Source organism: Paracoccus sp. (in: a-proteobacteria) (assembly GCF_047973135.1).
GTDB lineage: Bacteria > Pseudomonadota > Alphaproteobacteria > Rhodobacterales > Rhodobacteraceae > Paracoccus.
In genome coordinates, this window is sequence record NZ_JBKEBL010000043.1 from 1 (window position 1) to 9,309 (window position 9,309).

Genomic DNA, 9,309 nt, shown 5'->3' on the forward strand with positions numbered 1-9,309 from the left:
GATCCTGGACTTCGCCGGTTGTGGCAGCACGGGCGGTGTCGCCGGCCAGGCGGCGCTTACCGGCTTCCATGAACTCCTTGGACCAACTGCAATACACGCTCTGGGCAATGCCTTCACGGCGGCACAGCTCGGCAATACTGTCATCGCCACGCAGGCCATCCAGCACGATCCTGATCTTGTCCTCGGCTGAAAAATGCCGCCGGGTCGCACGGCGGATATCTTTGACCACATGTTCGACGAAGCGTTTGCCGCCAGTCACCTTCGAATTCATGTCCGTTCCTTCGTCTGTGACGACAACCGAACACTCCTCAATTCATATCCTCAATTCTGTGCCATAGGTGCTGACGGGGAACAGTCGATCGCGACCTTCGTGCCGAAGGACAGGTCGCTATCTCCCGCGGAGATCCGCATCATGCTCGGACAGCTTGAGCATGTCCCGACGTTGCCGACGATCCGTCTCGGGATAAAGCTGATCCTGCTCTCGATGGTGCGAAAGAGCGAATTGCAGGATGCAGTCTGGGACGAGGTCGATTTCGAGAACGCCGTCCGGTCGATCCCCAAGGAGCGAATGAAGCGCTCGAAGGCGCACAACGTCTGTCTATCGCAGCAAATGCTCGACATCTTCGTCGCCCTCAAGACCTGCGCCGGTAACTCGAAATACGTCCTGCCGTCGCGCTACGACGCTGACGCGCCGATGTCGCGGGCCACGTTTAATCGGGTCACGACGGCGGTGGTGGTGCGGGCCAAGAAGGAAGGAATGCCGCTGGAGTCCTTTACGGTTCACGATCTCCGACGCACCGGCTCGACTCTGCTGAACGAACTGGGCTTCATGGCTCCAACACCATCCGCACGGCCCGCGCCCGCACCTCCGGTGAGTATCTCGTCCGCCTGCTCTTCGCTCCATCCTCTCAAGGCCTGGAGCCTCCGGAAAACCCGGCGCGGTGCAATACGCGCCGCCCCGGCGCTCATCCACCAATTCCACCATAGCTCGGGCGCGCGGCGCTGCCGCGCTGACTCACCCGCCTCCTCGCCCCCGATCATCACCGCTGCGTCCCGGTCGTTTCACTGCGCCGGACCTCCTCCGGCAGCCAGCCAGGAACACGACCTTCGACCGGACCAGCTCCGGCCGGGTATCTAGCCGAAACGAGCGCGGGAAACCCCGTGTCTCGTATGCCCTGAACCCGGACAATGGCTTGCATCGACGCGCTCCTTTCTCTAAGTAGGCGTGCACCGTGGAGGGATGCCGGAGTGGTTGAACGGGGCGGTCTCGAAAACCGTTGTGCGTGCAAACGTACCCAGGGTTCGAATCCCTGTCCCTCCGCCATTCACCGCCGATTGCCGCCGAAAATAGCCTATGTGCCGTCGTTTGCCGCAGCGCGGAAAAGCGCTGGCATTGCCGCTTGCCTTATCAGATGGTCATGGCTCCCGTTGCGACGTGGGTGCAGTACCCCCGGATGCGAGCCGGCCCACCGTTTGCCGGGACGGACACGTCAATCTCGCTACGCCGTCCCATCTCCACCCCCTGAGTGATCGCGACGTCCGCTTCGCCTTGGCCAGAAGCGTCAGCCAGAAGCGCTGCGAGCGCGCCCGAAGCGCTTCCCGTGGCCGCGTCTTCGGGCGGGTGCCCCAGAGGGCAGACCACGCGCGACCGAACCTCGAACCGTCCGCCCCCCTCGCTCACCACGACGAACGCGCAGATCGCGAAGCCATCGACCGTGCGCGGGCCGTGCTCAGCCGCCTCCCGGAACGACGGCGCATCGGGCGCGAGAGATGCAAGCGCGTCAAGGTCGCGCAGCTCGACGAAGGCGAAAGGCAGCCCGACCGACGCGACGCAGGGCGCGATACGGTCGAGCACCAGGCAATCCTCATCAAGCCCGAGGCACCGCGCCATTCGTTCGGCAGGCACTGCCCCCATCGTCCGGAGCGACTGCGGTGCTTCAATTTCTGCTCCGACCACTTGGCCTTCTTCGCGGATTGGCTGGACACGGACGTCATCGCCCTTCTCGTCGAAGATGGCAAGATCGGGCAATGCGCCGCTGGCAGCTGTCTTCTGTCCTCCCATCACGAACACGGTGCCTATGTTGGGATGCCCGGCAAAGGGCACTTCCTCGTGGGGTGTGAAGATGCGGACGCGGGCGTGGTAGTGATCGTTGCCCGGCGGCAGAATGAACGTGGTTTCCGAGAAGCCGAACTCCCGAGCTACGTTCTGCATCTGCGCCGAATCGAGCGCACGCGCATCGTGAATCACGGCAACTTGGTTACCGGAAAAGCGTTCGCGCGTGAAAACATCTACCAAGCTGAATTTGAGTTGAATCGCTGCCATGCCGCAGTCTACCGACCCGCCCATCGAAAGACAAGTTGCTGTCCGCGCTCAAGACATATGAGACGGAGCGGTGATCCTGTCTCGGCAGATATTGAGATACTCTGCCGGCGTCAGGCCGTCGAGAGCTCCGTGCGGGCGGTGGTGATTGTAGAGATGCTGGAATGCATCGACGTACTCGGCGATTTTGTCGATCTGTCGGGGGAGTTCGGTTGCGGCATAGAACTCGTATCGCCATGCGCCATTGCATCGCTCGACCGCTCCGTTGAGCTTTGGCGATCTTGGCGGCAGGACATAGAGCGGCAGGTTCTTGTCCTGGCAGGCTTTCTCGAACTCGGCCATGAACTCGGAGCCGCCATCAATCTGGATGGCTTTGATAGGCCAGGGCATCCCGGCAACGACCTTTTCGAGGAAGTTGGCGGCGTTTTCGGCGGTAGCCCGGGCATAGGGCCTGGCGACGGTCCATTTGGCGAACACATCATAAGCGTCGAAGTGCTTGACGGTCTGGCCGGGAGGCAGATCAAGGGTCAGCGTGTCGATCTGGACGACGTCGCCAGGGTTCCTGAACTTTATGTCCTTTGGCTTCCTGATGGCGTGCGGCCGGGCTTTCGGCGGCGCTTTTCGGCTGGTCTTGCGGATCAGTTCGGGAACCGGCGTCACCCGTGAGACTGTACGGAATTTTGTGCGTGACGCGTTTTTTACGCCATTGGGAAGCGGTCTTCGAACATGATGGCGAGTTGCGATCTGACAGCGTGCCATTCGCGCACCGAGCGCTTCCACTCGGTCGATGTAGCATTGAGCGCCAGATAGATCAATTTCGCCGCAGCGTCGTCGCTTGGGAAGTGGCCGCGCGTGCGGACGGCTCGGCGGATTTTCGAGTTCAAGGCCTCAATGGAATTGGTGGTGTAAATCAGCCTTCGGACCTCGGGCGGGTAGTCGAGGAACGGGATGACCTCGTTCCAGGCCCGGCGCCAGCTCGGCGCGATCGCCGGATACCGCCTGGCCAGATCGCTGTCCTCGAACTCAGCTAGAGCCAGTTCTGCCGCTTCGACGTCTACGGCCGTGTAGATCGCCTTGAGGGCGGCGGTGACGGCCTTGCGGTCCTTGTAGCTGGCAAAGCTCATGGAATGGCGCAGGAGATGGACGATGCAGGTCTGGATCCGGGTCTTTGGGAACGCTGCCTCGATGGCCTGTGGAAAGCCCTTCAGCCCGTCCACGACGGCGATCAGGATGTCCTGGACGCCCCGGTTGCGCAGGTCGCTGAGAACTTTCGCCCAGAACTTGGCGCCCTCATTGGCCTGGAACCACAGCCCCAGAACGTCCCGCGTGCCGTCCGGAAGCACCGCGAGGGCCACGAAGACCGCCTTGTTCGAGACCGCCCCGTCGCTGCGGATATTGACCCGGATCGCGTCCATGAAGACGATCGGATAGCAGGGTTCCAGAGGGCGGTTCTGCCAGGCGGTGACCTCCTCCATCACCGCGTCGGTGATCGCGGAAATCAGGCTGGGCGAGGCTTCGACGCCATAGATTTCCTCGATATGACCCTGGATCTCACGGGTCGTCATCCCCCGGGCATACATGCTGACGATCTTGCGGTCGAACTCGGGAAAGCGGCGCTGATATTTGGCGATCAGCAGCGGATCGAAGGTGCCGTTCCGGTCGCGGGGGATGTCAAGGACAACCTTGCCGCTGTCGGTGGTCACGGTCTTCTGACTGCTGCCATTGCGCCGATTGGCCGGATGATGATGCCCCTCAGGGGCTTCCCCGGTGCGCTCGCCACCGAGATGGATGTCCATCTCCGTGCTCAGCGCCCGTTCCGCCAGCGCCTTGGTCAGTTCCGCCAGTATGCCACTCTTGCCAAATAGATCACCGGGGGAACGGCCCTCCATCAGACGGTCCAGCAGGTCTTTATCGATGCTCATACGTGGGTCTCCTCTGTGAGCAGTTACCACGTCAGCGCACAAAATTCAGGATAGTCCTCCTGGCGCGCATGGGGATCGCCCTCGATCTGGAACCAGACACCCCGGTTGCAAAAACAACGCGTATTCTCAAAGACCTGCAGGTGGCACGAACGGCTCTGATCAAGGAACGCACACGGCTGAAGGGCCGCGCAGATGTCCAGACGAACGCACTCCTGAAGCGCCAGATGAACGCGCGGATGGCTTTGGTGGAAAAGCAGATCGCCGAGCTTGACCGGGAAATCGATACCCTGATCAAAGCCGACGAAACCACCGCGCGCCGCCGCGAGATCGTCCAGTCGATCCCGGGGCTGGGCAGCGTCGCCAGCGCCGCAATCCTGACCTACCTGCCAGAGATCGGAACGCTGGACCGCCGCCAGGTTGGCAGCCTTGCCGGTGTGGTGCCCTATAATCGCGATTCAGGGCAGTGGAAGGGGAGGTCCTTCATCAGCGGCGGGCGCAAACCCTTGCGCGACGCTCTTTACATGCCGGCGCTTGTTGCGATGCGGTATAATCCAGACCTCAAGGCAAAATACGAGGCTCTGCGCGCTGCTGGAAAACCCGCAAAAGTCGCTATCGTTGCAATCATGCGAAAGCTCATCGAAACAGCAAACGCACTCGTCAAAGCAAATCGAAACTGGGTCCCAAAAACTGCTTGATCAAGACGGATACTCTCGGTGGCGGTTTCGTTCCACGCCCCCGCGAGGGGGGCGACTCGGCTGGCGATCCGGCGGCGCTCAAGGCCCAGCTGTTTCTATCCACGCCCCCGCGAGGGGGGCGCCTTCCGAAGTGCTGGAAAGAGCCGCCGGGGCGGTGTTTCGATCCACGCCCCCGCGAGGGGGGCGACATGGCACAACTTAACTTTGACGCAAGCAAGTACGTTTCGATCCACGCCCCCGCGAGGGGGGCGACTGGCTTCTTTTAGGGCATTGTTTCTGGGCGGGAAACACATGTCTTGGTGCGAACCTCTCGGGGACATGCGCAAAAGCGATCATTCCTTGCGGGGGATTTTGCATAAATCCGGCGATTTCAAACAACTGGCGCGCTGCGAACCTCTTTGGGACATGCGGCACGCTTGGGGTTCGCAGGTTGTGCGGCGTGGTTCAGATGATCAGGGGGCCGTTCAGGTCGGTGGCGGGTTTGGCACCGACATGTTCAACCCGGCGGGTCCAGTTTGCGCCAAGGTAATAGTACCTCAGGCTGTCGCGATCGGAAAGGATGATCCCCTCCAGCCGCGCCTTGAGGCGGGTCCATTGCGCCGGGTCCAGCTCGATCTCGAAGACCGAGAACTGCACGCGCTGGCCGAAATCTTCGCAGGCGCGGGCGACGTGGCGCAGGCGCTTGCGGCCCGCCGCGTCCTGCGTGCTGACATCGTAGGTGACAAGGACCAGCATTTCAGCTCCAGAACCAGGGGGGATAGGCATCCAGATCGCCGCGCAGGTGGCGCGCCAGCATCTGTGCCTGCAGATAGGGGACCAGCCCGAACGGAGCCTTTTCTTGCAGGAACGGGTGCTGGCGTTCCTGTTTCTTGCGCTCTTGCCAGGCGGTCAGGACAGTGCGGCGGGCCTCGTCCGTCAGCAGCACCGCGCCGCCATCCATGCGCCGGAAATCTGCGGCGCGCAACTGGCGGCGATTGACCAGCGACAGGGCCAGCCGGTCGGCAAGGGGGGCGCGCAGTTCCTCCATCAAATCCAGCGCGAGGCTGGGCCTGCCGGGGCGGTCACGGTGCAGGAAGCCGACGGCGGAGTCCAGCCCCACCGCCTCGCAGGCTGAACGGCAATCATGGGTCAAGAGCGTGTAGAGAAAGGACAGGACCGCGTTCATCGCGTCCAGCGGCGGCCGACGCGAGCGGCCCGTCCAGCGCAATTCGGCATCGGGCGTGCGGATCAGGTGATCGAACACCCCGAAATATTGCAACGCCGCCTCGCCCTCGGAGCCGCGCAGCAGATCGAGGCTGTCATCCGCCCGCTGCACGCGGCGCAGGATCATCGCCATGCGGTCTGCGGCGGTGTTCAGGGCGTCGCGGGCTTCGGGTGTCATCCCGGTTTCATAATCGCGCAGGCTGCGGCGGATCACGGCGCGCTGGTTGGCGATCTTGCCCATGACGATGCTGCGGGCGATCTCGGTCGCGTCATCGGCCAGACGATACTGGGCGCGGCGCAGCAGGACATTGCCCGAAACCGGCCCCTCGATCCGGGCCTGAAAGCGGCCGATGCGGTCCAGCAGGGCGATGGCAATGCCGCGTTCAGCGCAAATGCCGATCAGCGCGGGCGAGATCAGGATCGGCCCGAACGCCACGACCGAGGCCAGCATGTGCAGGGGCACGCGCGCCTTTTCTGTGCCCTCGACCTCGGCCACCAGATTCTCGCCATCCTTCTTCAGCGCCGCGCCTTCAGTGGTGACATAGACCGTGTTCAGCAGCTTTTTCATGACAGCGCCTTCGCCAGCATCCGGTCACGCCACGCCCGGACCGGGCGGCCCGCCATGTCAGGTCGGCACAGATCGATCAGCGAGCAGGCCCGGCAGCGGCTACGATGCGGTGTGGGCGGCGGGGTGGCGCCGCTGGCCAGAATCGCGGCCAGTTCCGCTACCGTGCTCTCGGTCAGGTCGCGCAGATCGGCATCGAAGGGCACGGCAACGCGGCGTTTCGTCTGCGCATAGAACAGCGCCCCCTGTTTCACCGGCTGGCCGGTCATTTCCTCAAGGCACAGCGCCTGCGCGCAAAGCTGCACCTCGTCGGCGCGGTGCAGCTTGGGTTTGCCGCGCTTGTATTCGATGGGGCAGGCGGTCTCGCCGTCGGGTCCGGGCAGGAACTCGACCAGATCGGCCGTGCCGGTCAGGTTCAGTCGTGCCGAGACCAGCGGCAGCGACAGAACCCGGCGCAGGCCCCGCGCCTTGCGGCTGCCGCCCTTGTCGACCACCGCATGCAGCACGTCGCCTTCGGCGGTAAAGCGGTTCTCGGCCCAGACCCGTTCCAGATGGATCAGCGCCGCCTGCCGCAGGCAATAGACCGCGTGTTGCAGGGCCGAGATCGGGATCGGATCCTTTGCCTCGCTCACAGCAGATCGAGGATCTCGACCCCTTCGGGCAGGGCATCGCCATCAATCCGGACGATATAATCCGGGAATTTGCGCGCCGGCGGCAGGTTGCCAAGGCCCCGGTCATCAATATCGCGGAACTCGCCATCGACATTGCGCCCGATGCTGACGCGGTCGAACAGCGCATGTGCCGGGGCGTTGCCAAGCGCATTGGCGTGGCGGAAGACGATCAGCTTGCGCGCCGTCATCTCGCCCCGCGCGGCGGATCGGTCATGTTCGAACATGTTCGCCAGTGCCTCGAACAGCAGGTCCAGATCGGCCTCGGAAAACCCGGTCCGTTCCGCGAATTTGGCCGAGATGAAGCCATGCGCGACATAAAGCCCATAGGGCACGATATGCTTGCGGCCCATGGTGCGGTTGTCGGTGCGGACATCTCCATCCTCACCTTCGGCGCGTTTCTTCTGTTCGGCCTCGTTGGTGGCGGCCATGCGGGTGATGGATATCTCGACCGGCAGGACCGGCTCGACCGACGCGGCAAAGGTCATCTGCACCGGCCCCTTGACCTGCCCGCAATTGATACCGGTGGACATGACCGCGCCAAAGGTGCGCACGTCAAAGAAATTCGCGCACATGAAATCGCGCAGCGCCAGCGCCTCGGCATCGTCGCGGGGGTTCAGCTTGCCGTCCTTTGCGGCCTTCGGATCGTCGGGGCGCAGCGCGACATAGGCCTGACGGTGCTTTTCATTCAGGATCGCACCCTCCTGCACATAGATATGATGCCCGGCCTCACTCGTCCGCGCCAGTTCGACATAGTTACGGATCTTGCGCTTGAGGCTGACATCGCTGACCAGCCCGTGATTGGTCTCGGGGTCCAGCCGCGGCAGGTTGCCGGCATCGGGATCGCCGTTGGGGTTGCCATTCGTCACGTCGAAAATCAACACGAAATCATGGCGTCGGGAAAGCGTGGTCATGCGGCATCCTCGGAATTGGCGGGTTTGTCCGGCTTGCGGAAGAAATCGGCGCGCTGGTGGTAATAGCCAATGCCGAACAGCGCCTGTTCGGCGGGCGACAGCGCGGCGGGGATCGGGTCTGCGCCCGGCTCCATCAGGTCGGTGATCGTACCCAGCAGCTTTTCCAGATTGACCGCGCGGCCGCGGCTGGTCTTGCGCAGCTTGCCGAAATGGTTGGCCGAACCAGCATCCAGTGTGCGGAACACCTTTTGCGGGCTGGCCGAGGCGGCCCCATAGAACTTGTCGCGGATCGTCGCGTTGATGCCGCCAAGGGCGGCGCGTTGCACCTCTTCATAGACGGCGAAGAGGCGGCCAAGGACATAGCCCCGGTCGGTATTGGCGGGGTCGAGCGCCACGGGAACCTCCAGTTTGAAATTGCGGATCAGGACGGATTTAAGGATGGCGACGCGCAGCGCGTTGATCTGGCCATCGGCGCGCATCCGCATCAGCACTGTTGACATCAGGCTCAGTGGATAGGGCGTGCCGGCAAGGATCGCGCGCATCCATTCGCCAGCGATCAGCGGCGGCACATTCTCGCGCTTGCCCTGCGCGGCCAGTTCCACCAGATAGCGCCACAGGGGCGGCCAGCCACCCTGCGGGGGCGGCGTGATCGCGGTATCCGACAGGAAGCGCTGGTAATGCGCCGTCAGCCGGCCGAAATCGTCCTGCCAGTAAAAGCGCAGCGACAGCCGCGCGGCGTTCGGCGCAAGGCCCAGAACGTGGAAGAGCACCCCCTCGGCCAGATCCGGGGCAATCTGCGACAGGTGCTGCCCCTGCCGGATCGCATCCAGCCGCGCGCGGATTTCGCCGCTGGCAAGATCCTCATCCGCGCCGGGATCGACAAAGGCGGCGAAAAACGCCTCGGCCTCCTGGGCGCGGCGCGCATCCGTGCAATCCGCCCAGAACACCGTCGAGGCATCGCCGATCTGCACCCGGTGGCCGCTGTCCTTGTCCAGATAGCGGTTCAACACCGTCACATAGGC

10 protein-coding genes, 1 tRNA gene and 1 pseudogene are annotated in these 9,309 nt (G+C 63.3%); 3 read left to right on the forward strand and 9 right to left on the reverse strand.

The window, feature by feature from the left end; translation table 11 throughout:
* Positions 1–271 (reverse strand): transposase (locus ACK5L9_RS04255; RefSeq protein WP_416910207.1); only part of this gene is annotated, 271 nt, incomplete at its 3' end.
* Positions 272–346: 75 nt separating this feature from the next.
* On the opposite strand from ACK5L9_RS04255, the pseudogene ACK5L9_RS04260 reads away from it, so the two are divergent.
* Together ACK5L9_RS04260 and ACK5L9_RS04265 are read left to right on the forward strand one after the other, a co-directional pair.
* Positions 347–829, forward strand: a pseudogene (locus tag ACK5L9_RS04260) (tyrosine-type recombinase/integrase); the annotation flags it as partial.
* 405 nt (positions 830–1,234) lie between these two features.
* A tRNA-Ser gene (locus ACK5L9_RS04265) sits at positions 1,235–1,324 on the forward strand.
* An 84-nt stretch (positions 1,325–1,408) separates the two neighbouring features.
* Here ACK5L9_RS04265 and ACK5L9_RS04270 read toward each other — a convergent pair.
* From ACK5L9_RS04270 to ACK5L9_RS04280, 3 genes are read right to left on the reverse strand one after another with little or no spacing between them, the layout of a single operon-like run.
* Entirely contained in the window at positions 1,409–2,323 is a 915-nt protein-coding gene (locus ACK5L9_RS04270) for a PhzF family phenazine biosynthesis protein (RefSeq protein ID WP_416910208.1), read from the reverse strand.
* Positions 2,324–2,371: 48 nt separating this feature from the next.
* Entirely contained in the window at positions 2,372–2,980 is a 609-nt protein-coding gene (locus tag ACK5L9_RS04275) for an integrase core domain-containing protein (protein ID WP_416910209.1), read from the reverse strand.
* A gap of 38 nt (positions 2,981–3,018) precedes the next feature.
* Complete coding sequence (locus tag ACK5L9_RS04280; protein ID WP_416910210.1) at positions 3,019–4,242, reverse strand: IS256 family transposase; 1,224 nt, start codon at positions 4,240–4,242, stop codon at positions 3,019–3,021.
* 68 nt (positions 4,243–4,310) lie between these two features.
* On the opposite strand from ACK5L9_RS04280, the gene ACK5L9_RS04285 reads away from it, so the two are divergent.
* A complete protein-coding gene (locus tag ACK5L9_RS04285) occupies positions 4,311–4,937 on the forward strand; it encodes a transposase (RefSeq protein WP_416910211.1) in 627 nt (208 codons plus the stop codon).
* A gap of 444 nt (positions 4,938–5,381) precedes the next feature.
* Here ACK5L9_RS04285 and cas2 read toward each other — a convergent pair whose 3' ends face one another.
* The 5 genes from cas2 to cas8c all read right to left on the reverse strand — a co-directional run.
* The gene (gene cas2 / locus ACK5L9_RS04290) at positions 5,382–5,672 is read right to left on the reverse strand and encodes a CRISPR-associated endonuclease Cas2 (RefSeq protein ID WP_416910212.1); all 291 of its coding nucleotides are present in this window, start codon (positions 5,670–5,672) and stop codon (positions 5,382–5,384) included.
* Position 5,673: 1 nt separating this feature from the next.
* Positions 5,674–6,708, reverse strand: a complete 1,035-nt coding sequence (gene cas1c, locus ACK5L9_RS04295) for a type I-C CRISPR-associated endonuclease Cas1c (protein WP_416910213.1) — start codon at positions 6,706–6,708, stop codon at positions 5,674–5,676.
* A complete protein-coding gene (gene cas4 / locus ACK5L9_RS04300; RefSeq protein ID WP_416910214.1) occupies positions 6,705–7,337 on the reverse strand; it encodes a CRISPR-associated protein Cas4 in 633 nt (210 codons plus the stop codon). Before cas4 ends, cas1c begins: the two co-directional genes overlap by 4 nt.
* Positions 7,334–8,287 (reverse strand): type I-C CRISPR-associated protein Cas7/Csd2, encoded by a 954-nt coding sequence (gene cas7c / locus ACK5L9_RS04305; protein ID WP_416910215.1) that lies wholly within the window; start codon positions 8,285–8,287, stop codon positions 7,334–7,336. The genes cas4 and cas7c overlap by 4 nt, the downstream gene beginning before the upstream one ends.
* Positions 8,284–9,309 (reverse strand): type I-C CRISPR-associated protein Cas8c/Csd1 (gene cas8c / locus ACK5L9_RS04310; RefSeq protein WP_416910216.1); only part of this gene is annotated, 1,026 nt, incomplete at its 5' end. The genes cas8c and cas7c, both read right to left, overlap by 4 nt.

What these genes read in the sequence shown, in the direction of transcription:
- cas7c (WP_416910215.1), bottom strand. Translation starts at nt 8,287, where the DNA reads ATGACCACGCTTTCCCGACGCCATGATTTCGTGTTGATTTTCGACGTG.
- ACK5L9_RS04270 (WP_416910208.1), bottom strand. Translation starts at nt 2,323, where the DNA reads ATGGCAGCGATTCAACTCAAATTCAGCTTGGTAGATGTTTTCACGCGC.
- ACK5L9_RS04285 (WP_416910211.1), top strand. Translation starts at nt 4,311, where the DNA reads ATGGGGATCGCCCTCGATCTGGAACCAGACACCCCGGTTGCAAAAACA.
- ACK5L9_RS04280 (WP_416910210.1), bottom strand. Translation starts at nt 4,242, where the DNA reads ATGAGCATCGATAAAGACCTGCTGGACCGTCTGATGGAGGGCCGTTCC.
- cas1c (WP_416910213.1), bottom strand. Translation starts at nt 6,708, where the DNA reads ATGAAAAAGCTGCTGAACACGGTCTATGTCACCACTGAAGGCGCGGCG.
- cas2 (WP_416910212.1), bottom strand. Translation starts at nt 5,672, where the DNA reads ATGCTGGTCCTTGTCACCTACGATGTCAGCACGCAGGACGCGGCGGGC.